Genomic DNA, 25,359 nt, shown 5'->3' with positions numbered 1-25,359 from the left:
CGCCGTGTGAATCGCCCTCCGGATGTGTGCCGGTGGGTCTGACGAGGGGTGAAGTCGTGTGCATCATCAGCAAGAAGACGGGTCTTCAGGCGGGTGCCATGGTGGCGGTCGCGGCCGCCGGATTTGGCCTGATCAGCTACTCCGGCAACGAGCAGGCGCAGGCGAACAGCCCGGCCGCGTACAGCGTGAAGGGCTTCGACACCAGCCACCACAACTCCCACCCGATCCAGTGGTCGGCAGCCGCGAGGGCCGGGTACTCGTTCGTGTTCCAGAAGGCGACCCAGGGCACCGGCTACCGCGACCCGCAGTTCGCCGGTGACTTCGCAGGCGCCTCGCAGGCCGGGCTGATGGCCGCGCCCTACCACTTCTACGACTCCGGTTCCGGCGTGGCCCAGGCCGACCACTTCGTCCGTACGGCCCGGGCCGCCGGCTACGACGGCAAGCGGCCCGGGCAACTTCCCCCGGTGGTCGACCTGGAGAAGATCCGCGGCCGGTGCCCGGCCGGGGTGAACAACACCCAGGTCGCCGCGTTCCTCTCCAAGGCCCGTCAGGCGTTCGGGGTGAACCCCATCGTCTACACCTCGAAGGACTTCGCCGACACCTGCCTGCGCGGCAACACCGGCGCCCTGGCCAACAGCCCGCTGTGGCAGCCCCGCTACGAGAGCGGAACGCGTGAGCCCGCTCCCGTCGGCGGCAGGTACTGGTCGATCTGGCAGTACACCGAGAACGGGACGGTACCCGGCCTGCGGGGCAAAGCCGACATCAACGTCTACAAGGGCACACTGACCCAGCTCCGCGCACTCGCCCACCTCAGCCCCGGCCAGACCCCCACCCGCCCGGGAACAGGTTCGACAACCCCGCCTGCTCCGCCCACGACGCCGCCTGCTCCGTCCACGACGCCATCTGCTCCGTCCACGGCCGTCTGGCCGCTGCTCAAGAACGGGACGCGCGGCGTCAACGTCACCACCGCCCAGCACCTGCTGGCCGCGGGCGGCCAGTCCGTCACCGCCGACGGGATCTACGGCCCGAACACCCGGAACGCCACCGCCGCGTTCCAGCGCTCCCACGGCCTGACCGCCGACGGCATCATCGGCCCGAACACCTGGAACAAGCTGGTCCGCACCGTTGGCCAGGGCTCGAAGGGATCCACGGTGAAGGCGGCCCAGGCGCAGCTGGCCGGGTATGGCAACCGCATCGCGGTCGACGGGGCGTTCGGCCCGGCCACCCAGGCCGCGGCTGCCGCGTTCCAGCGGTCCCACGGCCTGACCGCCGACGGGATCATCGGCCCGAAGACGTGGAACAAGCTCGTCAACGGAACCAAGACGAGCACCCCGACCACGCCTGCCCCGACCACGCCCGCTCCGGCGAACGGTAGGCTGACCCAGCGCCAGGCCCTCACGCAGCTCGCCGCGGCCGGTATCAAGGCCCCGGTCGGGCGGACCTCTTTGGCAGGTGTCCGTGCCCGGACCATCCAGGGCGTCATCGCTCTGAAGAAGGCCAGCGGCTGCACCATCGTCATCACCGGCGGCACCGAGTCCGGCCACAGCACCCGGGGCAACCACTCCCACGCCAACGGTTACAAGCTCGACCTGCGTACCCGTGACGAGGGCCGCTGCGTGACCAACTGGATCAAGACCACCCAGCGCAAGGGCGCCCCGCGGGGCAACGACGCCCGCTGGCACGGCACCCTCAACGGGATCTCCGCCGAGTACGTCTACGAAATCCCCCGCAGCGGCGGCATCCACTGGGACATCACCCTCATCTGATCCCCCTCCAAGTCGACTGACACCTGCGCCACCAACGTCCGGTGGGCGGCACCCCATGCGGGTGCCGCCCACCGGACGTTTCAGACGGGCGTAGCGGCGAGGCCGTGGTCAGGTTCGGGGTCGATGTCGTCGCAGGACCGGGGGTGAGGATGCCGGTGGCCGCAGTGTTGGCGAGGTACTGCGGGGGTGGCTTCGAGCAGCAGCTCGCCGATCGCGTGGGCGTGGGAGGCGAGGTCGTCGACGGTCCGGCGCGGGTGTGGCGAGAACCAGGATCCGTTGGCTGGGCCTGGTGCTCAACGCCGCCGCCAGTCAGATGGGTGGCCCTGGTCCGCGGGTGCCGAACCTGGCTGGTGGGGAGAGGCGTACGGGCGCGGTGGAAGCCGCCGGGCGTACTTCAGGTCCGCTCGAACCGGGGGTTTGTCTCCGGCAGGAGATCAAGAGATCGGTCCTGCTCATACCGTGTGATGTGCCGCACCCCTGCTGAGCAAGGAGTATCTGTGGCCAACAACTTTCAACTCGGTGAGATCCCGCACGGTTTCGCGTTCACCGAGACCGGCGGTCTCATCCACTACAAGCACACCATCATCCTGACCGTGCCGCCGCCCAACGCCGGCCCGTGGGGCGACTGCTGGCTCAGCTTCGGCTGCGCCTGGGCGGACACCAAACTCGGCGTGAGCATCTACACCGGCAGCACCTGGGGCGGTGTCCAGCCCCGGACCGTCCCCGACAACGGCAACCGCCTCGGCGAACGGCTCCCCGCCGGCACCCAGAAAGTCGTCATCGGCCGCATGAAGAAGGACGGCGGAGACTCCGCAGACGACGTGCCTATCAGCTGGCTCCTCGAATACCTCGGAACCTGACACACCCCCACCGGTGCCCCGGCCCGGCCCACCAGCCGGACCGGGGCACCGGCCTGCCCACCGGCCACCGGCCACCGGCCACCGGCCACCGGCCACGGTCCAACTTCTCCCCACGACGAACACCGCCGGCGCCGACACCGGTCCGGCGACACCGCCCTGGACCTCGTCGTTCTCACCCATACCCTTCAGGATGCGCCGCACCGACAGCCCAGGGCCGTGCGCACCAATCCCGACAACCCCATAGAATCACCACTCACCCACCATCAAAAACTGACCCGCAATCAACACCCGAAGGGCCCGAGAGAAACCCTCTCTCGGGCCCTGAAACGTACTCAGAATCCACCCTGCGGGAATCCCATAAAGAATCCCTTGAATCCGAGCAGGAAGAAGGACGAATTTGAGATGAAAAACGATCACGACAGCGACGGGGCGGCCGCCCACGGCACGACCCAGGCCCCGACCACAGCAGGTCACAGATGAGACACTCCCAGGCCAGACCACCCACCACCCCGACCAGCCCGTTCCCGACTGGTTCTCAACCAACCCGCAACACCCCAGCCCACACCACTCCCAGCACATGCTGGCGGGATCGACGCCCCACACGTTCGTCCGGGAGCCCACCGCGATGCGCTTGAGGCTGCCGGAGACGTTCACCCGCGGGTTCGAAGCCCCCTGGTCCCCGGCGTACCGGAAGATTTGATTGCCGCCGTTAACGCGTAGTGCCTTGTTTGCGGTGCTATGCACCGCAGTTGGCGAGCTGGTTGGGCCTATGAACTCGCGCTATCCCACACGGGACCCCGGTCCCAGACCTCTGGCTGACCAGTTCCACATACACCGAAGGGCGCAGGGCGGGCCGTATCCGCCACTTCTTTCGTGTCCGCACGCGGTCGGCAAGAGGATGCACCCGCTCGCACCTTTGTCCTGAAAAGACTGTTCGCCCAGTACGCGCGCTATCAGTTCAATTCATCTGAAGGTGTGCTTTGCATGTATTGCCCGGGCGCGTCGTCGCCGCCGCCGACACCATCCGAAGTGTCGGGCCCCGCCTGCTGTCCAGAGCGGGAACCGGCTCAGCGCGGATCCACCGAAGAGAGGAACCAGTGATGGCGAACGAGTTGCGTTACGGCGACCGGCTGCACCTGCAGAACCTCTATCAGGGCGACGGGGGCTACCTCGACACCAATGGCACTTCCAGCGCGCCAGGGGCCAAGCTGGCAGTTTCCACGGCCCCCACCGCCACGCGCGCGCCGGGCACCGGTACCTGGGAGATCGTCTCCGGTTCCTGCCAGGCCGCCGGCTCCCCGGTGAGGAGTGGCGACATCGTCTACCTGCGCAATCTCTGGGACGGTAACGGCGGCTACCTGGACGTCAACGGCGCAGCCAGTGCTGGCCAGCAGAGCTCTGGTGGCATCTACGACGTCACTACCGCCTGGGGCAAGGACCGCGACGAGAACAGCAGCCGCTGGCAGATCTTCGACACCACCTCCGCGCCCCTGGACGGCCTCGTCCGCTTCAACGACACCGTCCAGCTGTGGAGCACCTACCACAACAGGGGCGGTTTCCTGGACACCAACGACGTCAGCACCGCGACCGGCGCCCGGTACGACGTGGACACCAGCGCCTACTCCAACCGCGCCAACGCCGACGTCGCCTTCTGGAAGGTCCTGCGACCGCAACCCTGACCCCCTCACCCCAGCCAGCCTCACCCCGGCGGCAAACGACACGAAGCCCTGACGGCCTACACGAGCCGTCAGGGCTCCTTCGCACTCGGGCTGGCAGCTCCCCGCTCCCCGCTCCTCACGACAGGCGGAACGAGTCATCAGCCCGTTCGGCGCGTCAGCCAATGGAGGGGGTGGAGTGCCGCCCACCGGGCGTTTCGCGGGCGCGGCAGCACTCAGGTGCCGCACCATCGCTGAGGGAGTGTCAGGCGGGATGGCAGGGCTGTTCCTCGGCGGTGCGGCCACCGGTTCCGAAGGTCCGCCGCGGGGACGGGGCGCCGCCGGGCGAGAACCGAGCACGCCTCGGGCTCGCAGTTCATCGAGGTCGGACAGACGCTCTCCGGGAAGAACATCGAGCAGGTCGGCCTGGGCGGCGCGAATGCTGGGCGCGGGAGCCTGGGGGCCTGCGCCAAGGGCACGGCCGTGGGTGTGCACGGTGACGCGTCGGCCGCCCGTGCCGGCGGGCTGGTGCACGGTGATCGGCGCGCTGGTCATGACTCCAGCGTGCTCCCGGCGCTCCGGTCCTGCCATCGCGGCGGTTTCGTACTCGGTCAGGAAGGGGCACCGAGCGTGCACTTTCGTTCATGGCGGAGGGTGGCCGTGCCCCGGCGCTTAGAGTGCGATCGCGCGGTGTCCCTCTTCGCGGGTTTCCCTCCGGACCAGCTGGCTGGAGGGAGGAAGTGCCTCTCCCGGCCTTGTCGAGGAGGCAGATCATGAAGTGGGACGATGCGCCGGACTACGCCGCGTGGAGCTTCTACCTGAGTGCAGTCGAGTTGCTGCTCGACTTACTCAGTCGGCTCCCGCTGTAGCCCGGCGACCGCTCCGCGGGGCCGTTCCTTCAGGGGACGGCCCCGTTCCTGCGTCTCACGACGACACCGCCGATGCTACGCACGCGGGCACTGCACAGCTACCAACTTCCAGCGAACGGAGTATGCCAGGGGCATACTCCGTTCATTGCCTGGGCTGCGGCTAAGGGCTCGTAAAGAATCAACACGTTGGTTTGGTCTCTGTCGTGAGGGTCGCGCCGTGTGCGGTGGCGTGGACGAGGAGTCCTGCCAGGGTGCTGAGGTGTGCTGCTGGGGGCTGGGGTGTGTGCGCGTGCTGGTCCATCAGTCGTCGGATCTCGCTGGTGGTGTGGCGGATGGTGTCCTTGCTGACGGCGAAGAGGTGGGCCAGCACGGTAGGCGGCAGAGCGAGGTTTTGTTGCAGCACGGTGGCCAGGACCCGGTCGGCCAGGTCGAGTTTGGCTTTGCGGCCGCCGCCCGGGGCCCGGCGCCGGGTGCCGCCGTCGCGTCGGGTGGCCGGGTCCTGTTTCTGCAGCGCCTGCCAGCCAGGGGTCAGGGTCTCGGTCAGCTCGGCCAGTGCGGTGCAGGTCATGCCGGTCAGCGCGGGATGTGACAGGGCACCGCGGTCGAAGACCGCCGCCGGCCCGGGCGTCGGCCTGGTGGGGTCTGCCGGGCTGGCGGGGTGGGGGTGCACGGTGTAGTTCCATTCGCCGTGGAAGGCATGTCCGGTGACCGGCGCCGCGTTCAGCTCGGTGTCGCTGACCTTCACACCGGTGGGATAGGTGCCGGTGTCGAGTTCGGCGTGGACGGTGAGACCGGTGCGGGTGGTGGTCGCGGCGATGGACTGCACGACGACCTCGTGGCTGTTCAGCGCTCTGCCGCGCCAGTTCATGGTGATCGCGGAGAACAGCCGATGCTCCACCTTGTTCCACTTCGATGTGCCCGGCGGCATGTGGCAGACCGTGACGGCCAGGCCGGTCCGGGCGGCGAACGCGGCCAACTCGGTCTTGAAGGCCCGGGTGCGGTAGCCGTTGGAGCCGCTCGGCATCGGCAGTGATCAACAGACGTCTGGCCTGCGGGTAGTCGAGGCGTCCTTGCCCGTTCCACCAACGGCGGATCGATTCGACCGCGAAGGCTGCGGTGTCGTGATCCGTACCGACATTCACCCAGCCGGTGTCCGCCGCCAGATCGTAGATGCCATAAGGCAGGGCCTTGCCCAGTGCATCGCTGGGGAAGTCATGGACGTCAACCCGCACGGGTTCACCGGCCGGCCGCCATTGACGTCCCGCATTCTTGAAATCCCCGACGACTTCCTTCTTTTTCGTGTCCACACTGACCACCGGCTCGCCCTCCGCCTGATGGTCCTTGACCTGGTCGTTGATGTACCGGAACTGCGCGTCCCGGTCGGGGTGCTGAGCGCCCTCAAGGGTCTTGGCATTGGCCTGCAGACTGAAACCGTTCTCCCGCAGCAGCCTGCCCACGGTCGGCGCCGACGCGGTATGGCCCTGCCGCGTCAGCTCCCCGGCCAGAGACCGCAGCGACTTGGTCGTCCACCGCAGCGGCGACATCGGATCCCCCCGCTCATCCGGCTCGACCAGCGCCAGCAACGCCGGAACGAGCAGCCGGTCAAGCTTCTCGGCGCTCTTGCGACCGCCGCCGTCCCGGCGGACCCGGCCATCGGGCAGTGGGTCCTCACCGCCCTCCAACTCGAAGACACCCTTCCGCACCGTCGTCTCGCTCACCCCTGCGGCACGCGCGACGGCCCGGACCCCACCGTGCCCCAGCAGCCGGGCCTCGGCGGCCAGCGCCAGCCGCTGCTGCCGCTCATTCAGATGAGGGAACAACACTCCGAATCTCAGGGCAAGTTGGTCACGAACCTCACTCGGTATGCGCATACCACACCAACGACAGGGAGACCGTGAAGCAACGTGTTGATTCTTTACGAGCCCTAAATACGAAACAGGAAACATCCGTAAGCCGCGCCCGCGGCCACGAGCGTGCCATGCAGGCTGAACACATGCCCGCGGCCGCGGAGTCGCGGCCTGAGGGCACCACGGCGACCAGGGAGAAATTCATGCGGATCAGTGCGGGAGACAGTGAGTTCTACCGGTGGCTGCTTCACCACGCCCGGCTGATGAACTGGGACCTCGACGCGGTCGACGAGCTGGACGGTGTCACCGTCCCGCGGCGCCGCTTCTTCCTCGTGTGGGCGTCGATCGCACTAACCAACGGGCTCACTCCCGCGCAGACCGGGCAGCTCGCCCGCGGTCTCGGCGTCACCCCGGACGAGGTGACCAACGCGTACACGCCAGAACTGCGGGCCACCACCATCGACGAACTCAACCAGGCACTCCGGTACTGAGGAGCGGAGCGGCGTTGCACGGACCGGGGTCGTTGGTTGCCTGGCCGTGAAGGCCCCAGCGGGGAAGGGGCGGACGCCCAAGCGGTGGCGCGCATCCGGCGCGGACGGGCGCCAGCGCCGAACCTCGTGAATCGCCCTGTCAATACTGTTCGGTCTCGACGAACCCGGCGTCGGCGTCGTCGCCAGCGCCGAACGCGTCCGCCGCGGCCGTCGGGTCGAATCCGGGCGGGCTGTCCTTGAAAGTCAGGCCCATGCCGGCCAGCTTCGCCTTGACCTCGTCGATCGACTTCGCACCGAAGTTACGGATGTCGAGCAGGTCGGCCTCCGAGCGGCCCACGAGCTCACCCACGGAGTGGATGCCCTCGCGCTTGAGGCAGTTGTACGAACGGACCGTGAGCTCCAGCTCCTCGATCGGCAGCGCGAGGTCAGAGGCGAGGGCGGCGTCCGTCGGGGACGGGCCCATGTCGATGCCTTCGGCGTCGATGTTGAGTTCGCGGGCAAGACCGAACAGCTCGACCAGGGTCTTACCGGCCGAAGCCATGGCGTCACGGGGACGCATGGCCTGCTTGGTCTCGACGTCGACGATCAGCTTGTCGAAGTCGGTGCGCTGCTCGACGCGGGTCGCCTCGACCTTGTACGTGACCTTGAGCACCGGCGAGTAGATGGAGTCGACCGGGATACGGCCGATCTCCTGGCCCGCCTGCTTGTTCTGGACGGCGGAGACGTAGCCGCGACCGCGCTCGACGGTCAGCTCCATCTCCAGCTGGCCCTTGCCGTTCAGCGTGGCCAGGACCAGGTCCGGGTTGTGGACCTCGACACCGGCCGGCGGGGCGATGTCAGCAGCGGTGACCAGGCCGGGGCCCTGCTTGCGCAGGTACATCACGACCGGCTCGTCGTGCTCCGAGGAGACGACCAGCTGCTTGATGTTGAGGATGAGGTCGGTGACGTCCTCCTTGACGCCCGGCACGGTGGTGAACTCGTGCAGGACACCGTCGATCCGGATGCTGGTGACAGCAGCGCCGGGGATCGAGGAGAGGAGCGTACGGCGGAGAGAGTTGCCGAGGGTGTAGCCGAAGCCCGGCTCCAGCGGCTCGATCACGAACCGGGAGCGGAACGCATCGACAACCTCTTCGGTCAACGCGGGACGCTGAGCAATCAGCATAGGGTGCTGCCTCCATTTTTCGGCGCCCGCTATTTGACGCCGTAGACACCGCACGGTATCGGCAATACGACCTCACAAGAGGCCGCACCGCCCGGCTCGGGGCAAAGCACAGATTTCCGCAGGATGGAACGGCGCACAGGAGTGAGTGCGGACCTGGATGCCCTCGGGATGAGCTGGTAGCCGCAGCGCCATCGGCGGGAGGACGGCAGCTGGCACGGATGCGTCGGCGGGGGGTGGGCTTTCCTGTTTGGCTGGGGCGAGGGAGCGCTGGGCCGCTACGGTCTCAGTAGAGCTGACGGCACATTGGATTCTCGGCTCTTGAGATTTGAACTGCTTTGTTCATGTGGTCTGTTGCGGGAAGGTCGGTGAGCTTTGTGGCTTCGGCGGGGGTGGCGCGGGTGTGGGTGTGGGTGACGGCGGTGGTGGCGTTCCTGGGAACGGTGGGGCTGGTTTTGGTGGCGGTTCTGGCTGATCTGGACACGGCTGGTCAGGCTGCGAGCGTGGTGGGTTCGATGGTGGCGCTGGTGGCGTTGCTGGTGTCGGTGGTCGCGCTGTTCCGCGGCGGTGGATCCGCGAGCGGGCGCCGTGTGCGTGGTGGTCGTGGTGCGGTCGTGGCCGGTGGTGACATCACGGGCTCCGCTCTCGGAAAGGACTCGAAGGTGACCGGTCCCCGCACCCCGCCGAGGATGGGCTCCTCGCGGCGGGATGGGGATGATGTGCGTGCCGGGCGGGACGGGGTCGCGGCTGGTGGCGACATCACCGACAGTGCCCTGGGTGAGGGAAGCGAGCGGTGAGCCTTTTCCCTCGGGCCCGTCGCGGGCGTAAGTCTGGAGACGGTGCGACTCCCCCAGGGGCGGGGGCGGCGCGCAGAGTGTCCGCTGGGGCAGGTGGGGTCGCGGCGGGCGGGGGGATCACCGGTTCCGCGCTGGGTGACAACAGCCGGGTCACGTATGTGGACAAGCAGTACGTGGCAGAGGCCGGCGTGCCGGTGGGGTGGCCGGTGGTGGTGGGGACGGTGCCGGTGCTGGCGTCCGCGTTCCAGCCGCGCGAGGTACTGCGTCAGGCGGTCGACGAGGCCCGCGGGCACGGCCGGAGCGTCGTGCTGGCGAGTGACACCCCGCACGGTGAGCGGTCGCGGTCCGGTACGCGTGCGTCTGTGCAGGTGATGTCGGGCGGCGGCGGGGTGGGCAAGTCGCAGCTGGCCGCCGCCTACGCCCGTGAAGCGGTCACGGACGGCGCCGATCTGGTGGTGTGGACGCCGGCAACCGATATCCAACAGGTTCTGACCGTCTATGCGCAGGCCGCTGCGCTCGTGCAGGCGCCCGGCCATACCGGCACGGACCTGGAAACGGACGCACGAGCCTTCCTCAGCTGGCTGGCGGCCACCGACCGACGATGGCTGGTCATCCTGGACGACATCACCAACCCGGATGCGATCGAGCCCTGGTGGCCAGACAGCCAGCGCGGCACCGGCTGGACCCTTGCCACCACCCGCCTCAAAGACCCGCGCCTGACCGGCGGCGGCCGGACCCGCATCGACGTCGACGTCTACACCCCAACCGAAGCAACCGACTACCTCACCACCCGCCTCACCCACGACCACAAAGCCCACCTGGCCGACCACCGAGCCCCGGCCCTCGCCGAGGCACTCGGACACCTGCCGCTGGCACTGGGACACGCCGCCGCCTACATGCTTCGCGAGAACACCTCCTGCAGCACCTACCTGGAACAGTTCACCGACCGCGCCACGCACCTGGACAAACTCCTGCCCCACTGGGCCGACGCCGAACGCTACGGCCGGCAGGTCACCACCACCCTGCTCCTCGCCCTCGACGCCACCGACCAGGACCCCCACGGACCCCTGGCCCGCACCGCCCTCCGCATCACCGCCTACCTCGACCCCGCCGGACAACCCGCCGCCCTATGGACCACCAACGCCTTCCTCACCTACCTCATCCAGCAACAGCGCGCCGCCGTCCCGGCTCGGCGGAACCTCGGCCTGCGCCGACGGCGCAGGAGCGCGGTGCGGACCGTCACGGGTGACGAGGCAGCCGCAGCGCTGCGGCTCCTCGACCGGTACGGACTGATCACGTACGACTCCGCCGACAACCCCCGAGCGGTGCGTATCCACGCGCTCACCGCACGCGCCGTGCGCGAGACCACTCCTCAGGACCAGCAGCCGACGACCGCCGTCACCGCCGCCGACACCCTCGTCGAAATATGGCCAGACCCCGACCACACCCAGCGCGAACTGGCCAGCACGCTACGCGCCAACACGGATTCCCTCACCACCCATGCCGGAGAGTCCTTATGGACGCCCGACGCCCACCCCGTGCTCTACCGCACGGGAGCAAGCCTCCTCAATGCTCACCTGCACAGCGCCTCCTCGACGTACTGGGAACACATGGTCGCCGACTGCGAGCGGCTGCTGGGCGACGAACACCCCGACACCCTGGCCGCCCGCGCCAGCCTCGCCGCCTCCTACTGGCAGGCCGGGCGCACCAACGACGCCATCGAAATCGAAGAGCACGTCCTCGCCGAGTACGAGCGACTCCTCGGCAACGAACACCCCCACACCCTGGCCGCCCGCGCCAGCCTCGCCGCCTCCTACCGGCAGGCCGGGCGCACCAACGACGCCATCAACCTGCTCGAACACGTCCTCGCCGAGTACGAGCGACTCCTCGGCAACGAACACCTCGACACCCTGGCCGCCCGCGCCAGCCTCGCCGCCTCCTACCGGCAGGCCGGGCGCACCAACGACGCCATCGAAATCGAAGAGCCCGTCCTCGCCCAATGCGAGCGACTCCTCGGCAACGAACACCCCCACACCCTGAGCGCCCGCGCCAACCTCGCCGCCTCCTACCGGCAGGCCGGGCGCACCAACGACGCCATCGAAATCGAAGAGCCCGTCCTCGCCCAATGCGAGCGACTCCTCGGCAACGAACACCCCGACACCCTGAGCGCCCGCGCCAACCTCGCCGCCTCCTACCGGCAGGCCGGGCGCACCAACGACGCCATCGAAATCGAAGAGCGCGTGCTCGCCGATCGCGAGCGGTTGCTTGGCAACGAACACCCCGACACTTGTTCTGCTCGTGATGCTCTGTCCCGGTGGCGGTCGGCGGGGGATGGTCTTGGGGAGCCTCCGTTGTAAAGAGGGACCGCGAAGATCCTGGTGGGCGGGGCGTCTTTCTGGTCGTGCATGAGGCGGTCGTGCGGGTGCGGCGGCGCAGGGCGGCCGCGTAGCGGGGGCCGAACCGGTCGCACCACCGGCGGATCGCCTCATGGGAGACGGTGATCGCGCGTGCCAGGAGCAGCTCCTCGACTTCGCGGAAGGAGAGCGGGAAGCGGTGGTACAGCCATACTGCGTGGGAGATGACCTCCGCCGGAAACCGGAACCCCTTGTACGACGGCCCTTCCCCGGCGCCCTCCGCCACCAGCTACTCCCGAACGATCAACAAACCCGGCTACCATTCCGGCCCGGAGACCACTCAAGGCCACGAAGTTAAGGGCGTGGGGGAAACTGCAACTCGCCTGACGGTTGGGGACCTTGGGGATGCGAGAACGGGACCTCTGGTAGAAGCGGGAGACCGACCAAAGTCTTCCTGCCGCGAGAGGTCCCGTTGTCCGACCAGTCTGCCACCACGACGCTCACCCGTACCATCACGGTTGCGGATGGTGTCTTCGCTCCTGGCCACCTGGGCGAGCTGACCCAGTACCTACCCTTCGAGCTCGTCGATGACGTGCTGGAACAGACGCGAGCCGTGCAGCACCGGCTGCGACAGCTGCCGTCCCGGGTGGGTGTGTACTTCGTGCTGGCCTTGGGGCTGTTTCCCGGTCTCGGGTACGCGCGGGTGTGGGACAAGCTGGTCGCTGGCCTGCACGGACTACCACTACCGGCCCCGTCGGAGAAGGCCCTGCGCGATCTACGCCGACGGCTGGGGCCCGCTCCGTTGAAGGCACTGTTCGAGGTCATGGCCGGGCCCCTGGCTCAGCCCGCGACGCCGGGGGTGTGCTATCGGCGATGGCGGACGGTCGCTTTCGACGGCTGCAGCTCCATTGAAGCCCCTGACCAGCCCCGTATCCGCGCTCTTCTGGGCAAGATCCGGCGTACCCGTGGCGGCCTGGAGGGCTATCCACACCTGCGGCTGATGGCCCTGTGCGAGACGGGCACCCGCGGACTGCTCGGTGCGGTGTTCGGCCCGACCAACACCGGAGAGACGATCTACGCCCGTCGGTTGCTGCCGCTGTTGAACCCGAGCATGCTACTGCTCGCCGACCGGGCCTTCGACGGCAGCGGCTTCCTCACCGCGGTGGGCGACACCGGAGCCCAGATGCTGATCCGCCATCTGGGCCGCGCTGCCCGACGGCTCTTTCCTCACTCGCATCGACGGCCGGACCTTCCGCATCATCGACGCAGACGTGACCGTCATGTGCGGCGACGGGCACCGCATCCGCGACCGTTACCGGCTCGCCACCACCTTGCTGGACCACCGGGCCGACCCGGCCGCGCGCCTCGTGCACCTGTACCACGAACGCTGGGAGGTCGAGTCATCCTTCCTGGCCCTGCGCCACACACTGTTCGCCGGCCGAGTCCTGCGATCGGCCGACCCCTTCGGCCTGGAGCAAGAACTCTGGGCCCAGCTCGCCCTCTACCAGACGTTGCGCCGCGCCATGGTCGATGCCGTGGAGTCCGCACCGGGGACCGACCCCGACCGCGCTGGCTTCACCGTGGCCCTCCAGGCCACCCGCGACCAGGTCATCACCGCGAGCGGCATCATCCCGGCCACCGCCACCCCTCGGGCCGAAGCCATCGGTAAAGCCATCCTGAACAACCTCCTGCCGCCTCGCCGCGCCCGCCTCAGCGCCCGGAAAGTGAAGTGCCCTGTCTCGCGCTACCCCGTCGAACAGAACGAAAAGCGCCCCGCACGCAGCCAGAACATCGTGTCCATCGCCGTCGACGTCCTTGCCCGTGCCGCCTCACGACCCTCCCCGCGGCTGCCAGAGACCATGAACGCCCGCTCCGGGACGAGCCGCTGGGACCGGGCCCTCCAGCTCCTGCGCACCGAGCCAGACCGGTCCTGGCGGACCATCGAACTCGCCGCCGCTCTAGAAATCAGCCACTACCGCAGCTTCTGTGCCCAGTTGGGACAATGGACCAAAGAAGGGATACTGCAACGCCTCGGACGCGGGCGCTACACACTCGCTGCGGAGTTGATCGCTCCCACCTCGTCCCAAGGTCCCCAGCTGTCAGGCGAGTTGCAGTTTCCCCTGCGTCCTTAACTTCGTGGCCTTGGGAGACCACTCACTCAACTTGACAGTGCCGACTCAGAAGTTCAGCGAGCGTCTGGAGTTGGTCCTCGTACTCGCCGGGGCTCGCGTCCAGCTCCTAGTCCGTGAGCCCGCGTTTCGTCGCCATCCCGCGCAACATGGCGTACATCTGTCTCTGGCCGTCGTCATAATGCTTGATCATGTTGTTGCGGGTGTCGGTGTCGACCTTGGCGTTCTCCTCGTTCACGTGAACCGTGGCTCGCCAGGTTGTACCGCCCCACCAGCGGGCGCTGTCACCCGGACGTGGCACCGCCCTGGTCGCCTTGGCCTCGGCCATGGGTGCTGGCCAGGGTGACGAGCGCGATGTGAGGGACGGCGTTCAGGCAGAGTTCCGCCGCCGTGCTCGGATCGGTCGCGGTGCGCGCCTCCTGCAGCGCCAGCAGACCGGTCAGCACCGCGGAGTCGACCGCCTCGTCGAGAACCTCGTCCGCGGCGAGTTCGCCGCCGGCCACCAGCTCGCGCAGCCAGGCGGCTGCCTCTGCGGACCGGTCCGCCACCGCGCGGCCAGCTGGCTTTGTTCATGAAAACGGGTTCTGGCTCAACTTCTGTTTGCGCCGTGAGGCGCTGTTGGTTCGAGTGGAGGTGGAAGGCCTGCACCAACCCGCTGTCGCAGCAGCTGGGTTGAAGCTGAGGGCAGCCTGATCCGGGTGATGCCGGGGAGGGTGAGAGCGGCCCTGACGAAGCCGGGACGTGACCAGTACTGCCAGATGGGGCGGGTCCGGCAAGTGTGATGGAGAGGAGTACGCGAGGAACCGGCGTTTTACGTCTCTTAACGAGCCTCCGGCTCCAACCTGGTGGATCTGGGCCGGAAGCGGTGCGTACTCGGGTCATCCTTTCGGGTGGTCTGACAACTCCTGGGTCGGTTTACGAAAGCTGGCCGGGAGGCCACGAGGAAAGCCTGCGGCGTACTCGTGGCGATGCCGCAGGGACACAGTCGGGCTCCTACTCCGTCGAGCGAACCACAGTGAACACGGGAACCGTCCCGAACCTCGCCCCGCTACCTGTCTCCAGCAGGCTGCCGGGGCTGGGCGCATCGACCGCCGATCGGTCCGGGACGGGGCGGAGCCGCCGTAGTACTCCGAGGCCGGGAAAGCCGGCCGCATGGGGAAGGGCGGCAGCGGTATCGAGAAGGGAAGGACGCTGCAATGCCGGAAGATGCCCCGCCGAATGGCGGAGCCCCGGGCCCTCGGGCCCGGGTACTGGAGATGCAGGCCAAGCTTCACCGTTGGGCGGTGGCCGATCCCGGCCGCCGGTTCGATGACCTGTTCAACTTCGTGCACGATCCGGCGACGCTGTTGGTGGCGTTCGACCGGGTCGCGGGCAACCGGGGAGCCCGGACTCCCGGCGTCGACGGCCTGACCGCCACCGACGTCGAGGAATCCATCGGTGTCCCCGGATTCCTGAACGACCTGCGGGTCGCCGTCAAGGGCGGTGCGTTCTGTCCTCTGCCGGTGCGGGAACGCAGCATTCCCAAGCCGGGAGGCTCGGGAAAGGTCCGTAAACTCGGGATTCCGACGATCGCGGACCGGGTCGCTCAGGCAGCGCTGAAACTGGTGCTGGAACCGATCTTCGAGGCCGACTTCAAGCCGGTCTCCTACGGGTTCCGGCCCCGACGGCGGGCCCAGGACGCCATCGCCGAGATCCACTATTTCGGCACCCGGGGATATCGCTGGGTGCTGGATGCGGACATCGAGGCGTGCTTCGACTCGATCAACCACACGGCCCTGATGGACCGAGTGCGTCATCGGGTGAAGGACAAGCGTGTCCTGTCGCTGGTCAAAGCCTTCCTCAAGGCCGGGATTCTTACTGAACTCGGTGAGAACAAGGAGACGTTGACCGGCACCCCGCAAGGCGGCATCCTCTCCCCGCTGCTGGCGAACATTGCTCTGTCGGCGCTCGATGAGCACCTGCACGAGACGTGGGAGCCGGGCGGGACGATGGCCACCGAAGGTAAACGCGCCCACCGGCGCCGCAAGGGTCGGCCGACGTGGCGGGTCGTCCGCTACGCGGACGACTTCGTCGTCCTGGTGCACGGCACCGAGGCCGACACTGCGGCACTGCGCGAAGAAGTCGCTGACGTGCTCGAACCTCTGGGATTGCGCCTGTCGCAGGCGAAGACCCGGATCGCGCACATGAGTGATGGGTTCGACTTCCTGGGCTTCCGCATCCAGTGGAAACGCAAAGGAGGCACGGACAGATGGCACGTCTACACCTTCATCGCGGACCGGCCCATCCGGTCCTTGAAGGCGAAGGTCCGTGCTGTGACAGGCAGGACATCGCAGCAGGATCTCGCCACCGTGCTGATCAGACTCACTCAGATCATGCGCGGTTGGGCCAACTACTTCAAGCACGCTGTCGCCAAGCATGTCTTCACGAAGCTTGACGCCTTCGTGTGGTGGCGTCTGATCCGCATGCTGCGGGAACGTCACCACTGGAGTTGGGGCGAAGTCCGCCGCCGGTTCACCACCCCCACCGGGCGGTGGCTACCGATCGCGGCGGACGGGGCCGAACTGTTCCAGATCGCATCGGTCACGGTCAGCCGTTACCGATACCGGGCCAGCAGGATCCCCAACCCATGGCACCCTGCGAACCCCGTCTGACGGCAGAGACCGTGGAGAGCCCGTTGCGCTGAGAGGCGCACGGCGGGTTCGGCGAGAGGTCCGGAGAAACGGACCGGGAGCAATCCCGGCACCGCGCTCCGGGCCTACTCAGCGGTGCCGACACGGTGAGTGACAGCTGGGAATGAGTGGGGCGGTGTGCACCGGGGCTGAGGGGGTCGGGCCGTGGTGTTACAGGGCGATCAGCCCTGCTGCTGTCTCCCGGAAGCCACAGGCGTCGAAATAGAACGAGCGCAGATGTTCCTCGAAGTCGACGTGGAGCCACTCGCACTTCGCGGCACGGGCTTCTTTGGCTGCGACTGCGACAAGCGCGGCGCCAACCCCTATCGACCGAAGATGCTGGGCGACCACCGTGTCCAGAATGAAGGCGTGTGCTCCGCCGTCCCAGACAACGTTGACGAATCCGATCAGATCGCCATTTTCCCTCGCGCAGACCCAGCCAAGGCTGTGGCGCTCAAGCCGTGCTTGCCAGTCGGTCTGAGCGACCGGGGATCCGAAACCGTCGGCGTGCAATCTGTTGAGGGATGCGTTGTCGAAGTCGCCTTGCCACTCATACTTGATCGCCACGTCCAGATCCTAGTGCCGAGAAGGTACTTGGTCCGCATCGACTACTGGGCGAGGAGAACCCGCTTCCGGAGGAGACGGAAGCCGGCACGGCCGAACATCTGGCGCTTGAGCATCTTGATCCGGTTGACATGGCCTTCGACGACACCAGAGCTCCAGGGGAGGGTCAGGCCGGCGATGACGGCGTCACGGTCGCGGCCGATGCCCGCGGCGAGGGTGTGGAGGCTGGGGAGATCGTCTTGTCTCACGGCGGTGAGCCAGTCCGGCAGGAGCTCGCCCTGGCGCTCGGTGAGCATGGTCGCGAAGGACCGGACGTGCCTGGTGAGTGCATCGATTTCGGGACAGTTGGCCCGGACGTGCTTCAAGCGGAGTTGTTCAGTCTCGGAGAGGCTTTCCGGTCGGCGGAGGACCCACCCGGCGACGATCCGGGGCGAAGGCGCACGGGCCGTCACCGGCCCTGGTGAAGTGCGTTTCTGGCGGAGGTAGGCGCGAACCCGCTGGTAGCTGCCCGTGTAGCCGAGCGGAACGATCTCCTCCCACAGCTTCCAGGCGTTCGTTCCGCCCTCGTTCCAGCGGTCGTCGAGATAGGGCTTGTACTCGTCGAGAACCGAGCGCCGTGCTTGCCACTGACCGGTGAAAAGATCTTCTGGCCTGGCAGCGTCCGCGTACCGTTTGACGGTTCGGCTGGTCATGCCGAGCTGCCGCTGGATCGCGCGGCGGCTGTGCCCCGCCTCCACCAGGGCGTGGACCGTGGCGTGAACGGTCCGGGTTCGGTCGGCGAACCGGTGGCCGGTCGGCCAAGGCGAGTCGGAGGACTCCTGCACAGGTCCTGGCTCCGCCTCGGGCGTTTCAGGTGTCTCGGGCACCAGGACACGCAGGCATCGCCGGTGCTGGGCGATGCTCCGCTCGGCTGCCTCACTGAGGTTGTGCCAGAGGTGCCACCGGTCTGCGACCTGCACGGCCTGCGGGGCGCCGACGGCGGCGCCTTCGGCGAAGAACGGCGCGCGGTCCCGGCAGACCACCTCGATTCCGGGCCGCTGGGCCAGCCACGCAGCCAGGGTCGACGACTCCCGGTCAGGCAACAGGTCGATGGGCCGGCGGGTCTCGACGTCCACAAGAACGGTCCCGTAGTGGCGGCCCTTGCGGGTGGCGTACTCGTCGACGCCGACCACCCGCGGAGCGGGCACCTCCGGCTCGGGAAGCGCGTCGACCAACCGCAGGACCGTGCTGCGGCTGACCGCCCCGCCCACGATGGCAGCCAGCCGGGCACCGGCCCGGCCGGCCAGGGCAAGACCGATCGAGGCCAGGGTCGAGCGGAGCCGCTCGGTCCGCTGACCGTTTCTCCGGGTCAGGCCGGGTATCTGCTCGACGAACGTGCGACGTCCGCACTCAACGTTCCCGCAGGTGAACCGGCGGACCCGCAACTGGAGAACCACGCTTCGTCCCGCGCTCGGAACCCTCTCTGTCAGCCTTGGGTGAGACATCCCGTTCTGCGGGGTTAGCCTGAGAGGGCACGACAGGAGAACCGTCCCTTATGCCCAGTACAGAGCCCGTCGGGTCCGAGCCGGCGCCGAGGCCGAAGCGCCGCACTTTCACCTCGGAGTACAAGCTGCGAATCGTCGCCGAGTACGACGCCGCGCCCAGGAACGAGAAGGGTGCGGTCCTGCGCAGGGAACGGCTCTACCACTCGCATGTCAAGGAGTGGCGGGCCGCCCGGGATGCCGGGGCCCTGGAAAACCTGGTCGACCGCCGGACCAGCCCGGCCCGTGCGAAGAAGTCCGCCGCGGAGGTGGAGAACGAAAAGCTGCGGCAGCAGGTGGAGCGGTTGCAGAGGGACCTGGCACGGAACAAGGCCGCACTCGAGGTGATGGGAAAAGCTTCCGCGCTCTTGGAAATGATCTCCGAGAGCGCGGACTGAAGCCTGCCGCCGACCCTGTCGTGGACGAGGCGTTCACCAGCGTCGAGGTTCAGCTGGGCATCACGGCCGCCTGTCGGCTGACCGGCCGCTCCCGCGCCACGCATTACCGTCGGCTCCGGCCCCCACCACCACGCAGAACACGTGCCCCACAGATGCAGCCGTCGGCCCTGACGGCCGAAGAGCGTTCTGCGGTACTCGAGTTGATGAACGGCGACGAGTACGCCGAGCTGGCGCCCGCGCAGATCTGGGCCCGCGAGCTGGATGCCGGGCGCTATCACTGCTCCGTCTCGACGATGTACCGGATCCTGCGCGAGCAGGATCAGTCCGGTGAGCGCCGACGGCAGGCCACCCATCCCGCCAAGGCGGTGCCCGAGCTGGTCGCCACCGGGCCCTCGCAGGTGTTCACCTGGGACATCACCAAGGCGGCCGGGCCGGCCAAGGGCGTCTGGTATCACGCCTACGTGATCATCGACATCTTCAGCCGGTATATCGTCGGCCACACCGTCGAGCGAGCCGAATCAGCTGTGCGGGCCGAGGAGCTGATCCGCGAGACCATCGCCCGCAACGGCATCGTGCCCCAGACCGTGCACGCGGACCGCGGCACCTCGATGACGTCGAAGAAGGTCTCCCAACTACTGATCGATCTGGGCGTGACGCGGTCGCACTCGAGGCCGAAGGTCTCCAACGACAACCCTTACAGCGAGGCCCAGTTCAAGACCACGAAGTACATGTCGGATTATCCTGAACGGTTCGATTCGCTGGCCCACGCCCGCGAGTGGTTCGACGCGTTCATCGCGTATTACAACCATGAGCACCGGCACTCGGGTATCGGCTGGCACACACCAGCCTCCGTCCACTTCGGGACCGCCGAGGAAGTCCGCGACCAGCGCGCGGTCACCCTCGCCGAGGCATACGCCCGCCACCCCGAACGCTTCGGCCGCCGCCCCAGACCACCCGAGATACCCCAGACGGCCTGGATCAACGACCCGGCCAAACGCAGGGAACCCGCACCACAAACCTCATAGCGTCACGACCGTCTCACTGGACTTGAAATCTTCCGGAACATCATCGGGAAATCGCAGGTAGGAGCCGTGCACCTTGGCTGACCATGCCCCACAACCCGGACACGAGGCACCAGCTGCGGTGCACCGCACATCAACACGCACTATCGCGATGTTCACGTCTACCGACAGCACCGCGACATCCGCGATCGACGGGAACAACAGCTCCTCCAGCCGGAACAAGATCTCATTCACAGCCACGAACTATCGGCCCAGCCACGCATGCCACTGCTCGTTTTGAGGCAACTTACCTGGCCGCCCCAGGGAGTTCAGTCGTTACTCACAGTGCACGGACCACACAACCTGAGCCAGAACCACTACTGGTGAATAAAGCCACCGGGCTTACGGCTGCACCGCCCGGGCTACGCGTCACGGAGCAGGCGTAGTTGAAGGGTCTTCTCCAGGGCTTGGGAAGCGGCCGGGCGTGGGCGGCCAAATGCGGCAAGGACGGGTGTGGCGCTGGTTGGGCTGGGTTTTTTGTGAGGCTGAAGGCGGTGGGCTGGGCGTTCGTAGCGTCGCGGGATCCGGATGGGCAGGCCGGAGCGAGTCTGGCCTGCTGGCGGGTAGGGGCGCTGCGGGCCCTTCCAGATGCGGGGCATGTCGGTGTTCATGTAGTCGCTCACCACTTGGTCACGGAGGTAGTCGTAGTCGGGGCCGTTCGCGGCTGCGGTCATCAGTAGGACGGGGGGTTGGGGTGGCACGGCCGTCCGCGACGCGGATCTCGACGACAGCCGGAGGCTGGCGGGCGTGGGTTTGCGCGATCCGGTCCCACGCTCGTTCCCACGGTCTGACTTTGCGGGGGGAAGCGCCGAGGGCTTCCATGAACGCGGTGACGTGCTCGCGGGAGGGGACCGCTTCCCCCCGCAGAACGGCGCTCAGACTGCTCTTCGGGAGCCGGAAGTGCCGGCCATCAGCGGTCCGCCCGGCCTCGGATTGCAAGTAGCCCAGAGACGGCTGGCCCTCCCTGGCACGGACCTGGATCATCGCCCGGCGTAACTGACCGAAGGTCTCGATCAGTTCCGGGTGAGTGAGTGCGGAGCGCACCGAGGTGGCCAGGTCCTGGAACTCTGTGGTGGTCTCCTCTCGACGCCGGAGTTCTTCCTCGGAGCGGCGGGCGGCTTTCCACAGGCGGATCGCGTCTGCGGGATCGGCGTCGCAGGCTTGTGCGTAGGCTTCGACGAGTTTACGGGAGGGGACTTTCCCGCTGGCGCCGCGCGAGAGCATGGTCGCGGTGAACCGGTATCCGATCAGTTTGGCCATCGCCGCGTAGGTGACGCCTCGGCGCTCGCGCTGGGCACGTAGCCACAGCGCGAGCGCTTCGGACTGCCGGGTTCTGCGGCGACGGCGTTCTCACGCCGTCCCATAGGTGGGTCAGACTGCCTCGGGCGAGGGCGCTGTCGTCGTGCGCATCGCCCTCAGCGAGCTGACGGCGACGTAGAGGGCGCCTGCGATGAACTCAAGAGCGCCGAACATCGGCAGGCCGGCCAGGGCGAGGGCTCCTGCCACGAGGATGACGACGAGGATGATGACCACCTCGCCGGGCGTCAGCGCGCCCGGGTAGGCGCTGGGCGAGGACGGCGGGAAGAGTGATGAACGCATGCGTGTCTCCAACTGGCGTCGCGTCAGAACCCTGAATAGGGCGCGGACTTGGGCTGCACCGTGAACAGCTGACGGGGACTTCCAGGTCCGGTCCGTCAACGTTCGGCGATCCTCTCACCAGTAACCCGACCATCACAATGCGTGGCCCTTCGGGCAAGGGCGTTGATTCATGAACGTCCAGAGCCCGGGTCCGCGATGCGGGCGAACGGGTGGACGAGCCGGCAGCCGGCTACCAGGAGGCTGCAGGTCAGGAGAATGAAACCAATTTTTTCATTCGTTTCCGTCCATCCGGCGTTGCCGAAGGCACGCACGCGATGACACCCTCCTAGCAACGCTGTCTCGGGTACTCGTACCCGAGGTCTCCCTGGCGTCGTGGCTGCACCATGGAACAGGGACCGGGCATCACCGCGTTCCAGCGCGGCGCCCCAGAGGGTGGCGCATCCTCACCGGATGCGGCCACCCTCCGCACCCTCATAAGCCAAAGCAGTCAACCGGTTCATGGAATCTGTCCCTGCACACATACGGCTTCACCCACGGCATAACGAACTCCCCCTCCCCCGACGGGCAGCACCCCCTTTCCGCAGCCGATCCACCAACCGGGCCAGGAAGTCCCCGTCCGAGCGGCAGCGGTGCCTGAGCGCGGGAAAGCCCCGGCTGGCCGGGGAAGACCGGCCGGGACCGTGAGGTGTGTGGGTGCGGAGGGTGGTCACCTCTCGGCGGAGGGCTCCATGGGGCTCCAGCCGAACGATCGACAGGGCTGCTCGGCGCGGGTGACGGCCCCGCTCACGGTCCACCGGGCCGTGCTGGCGCAGTGCACCGACCTCGCCGGTGACGGTTCTACCCCCGGCCGGGCGCAAGGCGCACCGGATGCCTGACCTCATGTGAGGTTCCGCTGGACGTGGTAGTGCCACCACACCAGGCCTCGCGAACTGCGGCGTTCGAAGGAGAGGCGATCTTATGGCTCAGGGCCTCGCACGCATCCAGGTGCGAGACCCTGAGCCGCGGCCCTCTACCATTCGGTCTGAATGGGGGTCACCAGCGGGAGTGGAAGTACAGGGCGTGGAAGGCGGCGCGCAGCGGGGCGGCTCCCGCGCCAGTGTCCGTCCAAGTGGAGCCGGCGTCATTGGAGTACGTCATCGCGTGCCTGCCCTTGGTCAGCACGCGCAGCTCGCTGTGGTCGATACCGGCTTCCTTGCGGTAGAGCACGATGTGACCGGCCACCCATCGCACCCTGGGCCATGAGCAGCGCGCCGATCCTGGTGCACCGGCCGTCGCCCACGGGTGGGCGTCGGGTCACCTGCTGCGGGCAGATTCTCGGGCTCGCGCACGGCGATGGGGCCACAGCACCGCTTTGCCGCCGTCGGGCGGCGAGCGACCGGAGTCGCTGTAGGCCCGGCCGGGTCCGCGCCCTGCGCCGGCGCGGTGACGCGTCGGCCGGCGCCGCCGGTGTGGCGGCGCCGGCCTGCCTGACGCGGCTGGTGGACGGGTCAGGCTGCCTTGAGCTGGGCCGCTATCCTCACGACGCGTTCGGCCTGGTGGCGGGCGGCGGCGCGGGTGGTGTCGTCCACCGGGTTCGTGCCCTGCCCGTCCACGTGCGAGGTGCCGTAAGGGTTGCCGTCGGCGAACTTGACCGGGTCCGTGAAGCCGGGGGCGACCACGATGCCGCCGAAGTGGTGGACGCTGGTGTAGAGCGCCTGGAGCGTCGTCTCCTGTCCGGCGTGGAGGGTCGCGGACGAGGTGAAGCCGCTGTAGACCTTGTCGGCCAGCTTCCCCTGTGCCCACAGCCCGCCGAGGGTGTCGATGAACTGCTTGAGCTGCGAGGAGAGGTTGCCGAACCGGGTGGCGGATCCGAACAGTACGGCGTCGGCCCACTCGATGTCCTCGGGTGTCGCCTCGGGGATGCCCGCGGTGGCGGCGTGGTTGGCTGCCCACGCCGGATTGGCCTCGATGGCCGCCCGCGGGGCCAGCTCGGCGGCCTTCACCAGGCGGACCTCGGCACCGGCCTTCACACCGGCATCGCGGAGCTCCTCGGCTATCTCGGCGATGGTGCCGGTGGAGGAGTAGTAGACGATCGAAAGCTTGACGGGAGTAGCCACGGCAGCGGCTCCGTTCCTTGTGGGGATTCTGGTGGGGTTGTCGCGAGACCGAACTAGACGACCGGTCCACTAATTCAAGGTAGACGACCGGTCCAGATGATTCAAGGCCGGGTGCCGCGGTTACGGCGGGAGCGACGAGGCCCGTGCGATCAGGCGGTGACGGCAGTCCTGCCCGGGTCGTTGGGGTGGGACTGCAGGACCGTCACCACCGAGGTCATCCACGGCCAGAGCGGCAGTGCGCCGAGCACCTTCTCGTACAGCTCACCCTCGTCGGCGGCCCGCCACAGACCGATGCTGCGCAGTTCGCCCACCGGGCGCCACAGCCTGACGAGGTGACCGGCCGCGGCCAGCTCCCCAGCCCTTACGGATTCCTCGGCGCGACGGCGGTCGACCTCCGCCGGGTCGGTGCCCTCGGGAACGGTGGTGGTGAGCTCGACCAGGAACTCCTTCATGGCACTTCTCCTTCTCTCTGCGGGGCCTACCGGCCCCTCGTGACGACGCACACGAGGCGGCGCAGCCGCCCTTCCGCGGGCGCACACCCTGCCGCCACGACGGTACGCACGCCTTTTGAAATATTTCGACCGGTCGTCTACTTTGACATAAGTGACCGGTCGGCTAGTCATCTCATCCTCATCTCCCTGGAAGAAGGTCATCATGAGCACGCAGGTTCAGAAGGTCGCGGTCGTCACGGGTGCGTCGCAGGGCATCGGAGCCGGGATTGTCACCGCCTACCGCAAGCTGGGCTATGGCGTCGTCGCCACCTCGCGCCGCATCCCCGCGTCGGACGACCCCGACGTCGTCACCGTCCAGGGCGACATCGCCGACCGCGCGACCGCAGAGCGCGTCATCGCCGCCGGCGTCGAGCAGTTCGGCCGTATCGACACGCTGGTCAACAACGCGGGGATCTTCGTCGCGAAGCCCTTCACCGACTACACCGAGGACGACTACGACGCGGTGCTCGGCGTGAACCTGGACGGTTTCTTCCGCATCACCCAGCTCGCGGTGGAGCGCATGCTCGAGCAGGGCGGCGGTCACGTCGTGCAGATCACGAGCACGCTCGCCGACCAGGCCAGCTCCAGTGTGACCTCCGTACTCGCCTCTCTGACCAAGGGCGGACTGCAGTCCGCCACCAAGGCGCTGGCCATCGAGTACGCCGGCCGCGGCATCCGCAGCAACGCCGTGGCGCTGGGCACCATCAAGACACCCATGCACCCCGAGGAGCATCACGCGGCACTCGCGGCACTGCATCCGGTCGGCCGTATGGGCGAGGTGAGCGACATCGTCGACGCGGTCGTCTACCTCGAGAACGCCCCGTTCGTCACAGGCGAGATCCTCCACGTCGACGGCGGCCAGAGCGCCGGGTACTGAGCGCGGGCACTCAACGCCTGGCTTCGCCCGCGCGGGCCCGAGGCGGGGCGCGCCACCGTGCCCGTGCCCTTGCCAGCCGCCCCGGAACCGGCTGCCGACGGCCCGGCGCCGACGACGAACCGGCCGGCACCGGCCCCCTCGGGGACCGGCCCGGGGC

19 protein-coding genes and 5 pseudogenes are annotated in these 25,359 nt (G+C 68.0%); 11 read left to right on the top strand and 13 right to left on the bottom strand.

The annotated features are described in order from the left end of the window. The first annotated feature begins 56 nt into the window (after positions 1–56). The 3 genes from OG978_RS47195 (at position 57) to OG978_RS47185 (ending at position 4,305) form a co-directional block, all read left to right on the top strand. The gene (locus tag OG978_RS47195) at positions 57–1,766 is read left to right on the top strand and encodes a GH25 family lysozyme (RefSeq protein WP_326763258.1); all 1,710 of its coding nucleotides are present in this window, start codon (positions 57–59) and stop codon (positions 1,764–1,766) included. Between the two features lie 497 nt (positions 1,767–2,263). Continuing rightward, a complete protein-coding gene (locus OG978_RS47190) occupies positions 2,264–2,626 on the top strand; it encodes a hypothetical protein (RefSeq protein ID WP_326763259.1) in 363 nt (120 codons plus the stop codon). Between the two features lie 1,100 nt (positions 2,627–3,726). Next, positions 3,727–4,305, top strand: a complete 579-nt coding sequence (locus OG978_RS47185) for a hypothetical protein (RefSeq protein ID WP_326763260.1) — start codon at positions 3,727–3,729, stop codon at positions 4,303–4,305. 1,023 nt (positions 4,306–5,328) lie between these two features. On the opposite strand, the pseudogene OG978_RS47180 reads toward OG978_RS47185, so the two are convergent. Further along, a pseudogene (locus OG978_RS47180) lies at positions 5,329–7,021 on the bottom strand (ISAzo13 family transposase). Positions 7,022–7,200: 179 nt separating this feature from the next. On the opposite strand from OG978_RS47180, the gene OG978_RS47175 reads away from it, so the two are divergent. Continuing rightward, complete coding sequence (locus OG978_RS47175; RefSeq protein WP_326763261.1) at positions 7,201–7,488, top strand: hypothetical protein; 288 nt, start codon at positions 7,201–7,203, stop codon at positions 7,486–7,488. A 139-nt stretch (positions 7,489–7,627) separates the two neighbouring features. Here OG978_RS47175 and OG978_RS47170 read toward each other — a convergent pair whose 3' ends face one another. After that, complete coding sequence (locus OG978_RS47170) at positions 7,628–8,650, bottom strand: DNA-directed RNA polymerase subunit alpha (RefSeq protein WP_326763262.1); 1,023 nt, start codon at positions 8,648–8,650, stop codon at positions 7,628–7,630. 365 nt (positions 8,651–9,015) lie between these two features. Between OG978_RS47170 and OG978_RS47165 the strand changes: the two genes are divergently transcribed. Then, a complete protein-coding gene (locus OG978_RS47165) occupies positions 9,016–9,444 on the top strand; it encodes a hypothetical protein (RefSeq protein WP_326763263.1) in 429 nt (142 codons plus the stop codon). A gap of 77 nt (positions 9,445–9,521) precedes the next feature. Further along, positions 9,522–11,801, top strand: a complete 2,280-nt coding sequence (fxsT, locus tag OG978_RS47160; protein WP_326763264.1) for an FxSxx-COOH system tetratricopeptide repeat protein — start codon at positions 9,522–9,524, stop codon at positions 11,799–11,801. Between the two features lie 67 nt (positions 11,802–11,868). On the opposite strand, the pseudogene OG978_RS47155 reads toward fxsT, so the two are convergent. Continuing rightward, positions 11,869–12,084 (bottom strand): annotated as a pseudogene (locus OG978_RS47155) (IS6 family transposase); the annotation flags it as partial. Between the two features lie 186 nt (positions 12,085–12,270). Here OG978_RS47155 and OG978_RS47150 point away from each other — a divergent pair. Beyond that, a pseudogene (locus tag OG978_RS47150) lies at positions 12,271–13,930 on the top strand (transposase domain-containing protein). 106 nt (positions 13,931–14,036) lie between these two features. Here OG978_RS47150 and OG978_RS47145 read toward each other — a convergent pair. Further along, positions 14,037–14,165 carry a hypothetical protein gene (locus tag OG978_RS47145; RefSeq protein WP_326763265.1) on the bottom strand — a complete coding sequence of 43 codons (129 nt, stop codon included), beginning with the start codon at positions 14,163–14,165 and terminating at the stop codon, positions 14,037–14,039. A 46-nt stretch (positions 14,166–14,211) separates the two neighbouring features. Continuing rightward, positions 14,212–14,475 carry a hypothetical protein gene (locus OG978_RS47140; protein ID WP_326763266.1) on the bottom strand — a complete coding sequence of 88 codons (264 nt, stop codon included), beginning with the start codon at positions 14,473–14,475 and terminating at the stop codon, positions 14,212–14,214. 648 nt (positions 14,476–15,123) lie between these two features. On the opposite strand from OG978_RS47140, the gene ltrA reads away from it, so the two are divergent. After that, the gene (gene ltrA, locus OG978_RS47135) at positions 15,124–16,578 is read left to right on the top strand and encodes a group II intron reverse transcriptase/maturase (protein WP_326763267.1); all 1,455 of its coding nucleotides are present in this window, start codon (positions 15,124–15,126) and stop codon (positions 16,576–16,578) included. A 189-nt stretch (positions 16,579–16,767) separates the two neighbouring features. On the opposite strand, the gene OG978_RS47130 is transcribed toward ltrA, so the two are convergent. Further along, on the bottom strand, positions 16,768–17,163 hold the full coding sequence (locus OG978_RS47130; protein WP_326763268.1) for a GNAT family N-acetyltransferase: 396 nt from the start codon (positions 17,161–17,163) through the stop codon (positions 16,768–16,770). A 41-nt stretch (positions 17,164–17,204) separates the two neighbouring features. Continuing rightward, a pseudogene (locus tag OG978_RS47125) lies at positions 17,205–18,623 on the bottom strand (ISL3 family transposase); the annotation flags it as partial. 71 nt (positions 18,624–18,694) lie between these two features. Here OG978_RS47125 and OG978_RS47120 point away from each other — a divergent pair. Then, entirely contained in the window at positions 18,695–19,078 is a 384-nt protein-coding gene (locus OG978_RS47120; protein WP_266726502.1) for a hypothetical protein, read from the top strand. Positions 19,079–19,098: 20 nt separating this feature from the next. Beyond that, positions 19,099–20,103: an IS3 family transposase gene (locus OG978_RS47115; RefSeq protein WP_326763270.1), complete on the top strand. Its 1,005-nt coding sequence runs from the start codon at positions 19,099–19,101 to the stop codon at positions 20,101–20,103. 33 nt (positions 20,104–20,136) lie between these two features. On the opposite strand, the pseudogene OG978_RS47110 reads toward OG978_RS47115, so the two are convergent. From OG978_RS47110 to OG978_RS47085, 6 genes and pseudogenes are all read right to left on the bottom strand, one after another. Beyond that, positions 20,137–20,334: pseudogene (locus tag OG978_RS47110) on the bottom strand (ISL3 family transposase); the annotation flags it as partial. Between the two features lie 435 nt (positions 20,335–20,769). Next, positions 20,770–21,399 (bottom strand): hypothetical protein, encoded by a 630-nt coding sequence (locus tag OG978_RS47105; protein WP_442817629.1) that lies wholly within the window; start codon positions 21,397–21,399, stop codon positions 20,770–20,772. Between the two features lie 111 nt (positions 21,400–21,510). Further along, positions 21,511–21,738: a hypothetical protein gene (locus OG978_RS47100; protein ID WP_326763272.1), complete on the bottom strand. Its 228-nt coding sequence runs from the start codon at positions 21,736–21,738 to the stop codon at positions 21,511–21,513. Between the two features lie 1,032 nt (positions 21,739–22,770). Beyond that, positions 22,771–22,959 (bottom strand): hypothetical protein, encoded by a 189-nt coding sequence (locus tag OG978_RS47095; protein ID WP_326763273.1) that lies wholly within the window; start codon positions 22,957–22,959, stop codon positions 22,771–22,773. A 266-nt stretch (positions 22,960–23,225) separates the two neighbouring features. Further along, positions 23,226–23,834 carry an NAD(P)H:quinone oxidoreductase gene (gene wrbA / locus OG978_RS47090; RefSeq protein WP_326763274.1) on the bottom strand — a complete coding sequence of 203 codons (609 nt, stop codon included), beginning with the start codon at positions 23,832–23,834 and terminating at the stop codon, positions 23,226–23,228. A gap of 149 nt (positions 23,835–23,983) precedes the next feature. After that, complete coding sequence (locus tag OG978_RS47085; RefSeq protein ID WP_326763275.1) at positions 23,984–24,286, bottom strand: muconolactone Delta-isomerase family protein; 303 nt, start codon at positions 24,284–24,286, stop codon at positions 23,984–23,986. 202 nt (positions 24,287–24,488) lie between these two features. Here OG978_RS47085 and OG978_RS47080 point away from each other — a divergent pair, with 202 nt between their 5' ends. After that, complete coding sequence (locus OG978_RS47080) at positions 24,489–25,202, top strand: SDR family NAD(P)-dependent oxidoreductase (protein ID WP_326763276.1); 714 nt, start codon at positions 24,489–24,491, stop codon at positions 25,200–25,202. Positions 25,203–25,359 lie beyond the last annotated feature (157 nt).

It is taken from the genome of Streptomyces sp. NBC_01591 (genome assembly GCF_035918155.1).
Lineage (GTDB): Bacteria > Actinomycetota > Actinomycetes > Streptomycetales > Streptomycetaceae > Streptomyces.
Note: the sequence above shows the minus strand (reverse complement) of the source record. Positions and strands in the feature narration are given on the sequence as shown.

Coding starts and splice junctions, on each gene's coding strand:
- OG978_RS47185 (WP_326763260.1), top strand. CDS start 3,727: ATGGCGAACGAGTTGCGTTACGGCGACCGGCTGCACCTGCAGAACCTC.
- OG978_RS47175 (WP_326763261.1), top strand. CDS start 7,201: ATGCGGATCAGTGCGGGAGACAGTGAGTTCTACCGGTGGCTGCTTCAC.
- OG978_RS47170 (WP_326763262.1), bottom strand. CDS start 8,650: ATGCTGATTGCTCAGCGTCCCGCGTTGACCGAAGAGGTTGTCGATGCG.
- ltrA (WP_326763267.1), top strand. CDS start 15,124: ATGCCGGAAGATGCCCCGCCGAATGGCGGAGCCCCGGGCCCTCGGGCC.
- OG978_RS47120 (WP_266726502.1), top strand. CDS start 18,695: ATGCCCAGTACAGAGCCCGTCGGGTCCGAGCCGGCGCCGAGGCCGAAG.
- OG978_RS47105 (WP_442817629.1), bottom strand. CDS start 21,399: ATGGCCAAACTGATCGGATACCGGTTCACCGCGACCATGCTCTCGCGC.
- OG978_RS47100 (WP_326763272.1), bottom strand. CDS start 21,738: ATGCGTTCATCACTCTTCCCGCCGTCCTCGCCCAGCGCCTACCCGGGC.
- OG978_RS47085 (WP_326763275.1), bottom strand. CDS start 24,286: ATGAAGGAGTTCCTGGTCGAGCTCACCACCACCGTTCCCGAGGGCACC.
- OG978_RS47080 (WP_326763276.1), top strand. CDS start 24,489: ATGAGCACGCAGGTTCAGAAGGTCGCGGTCGTCACGGGTGCGTCGCAG.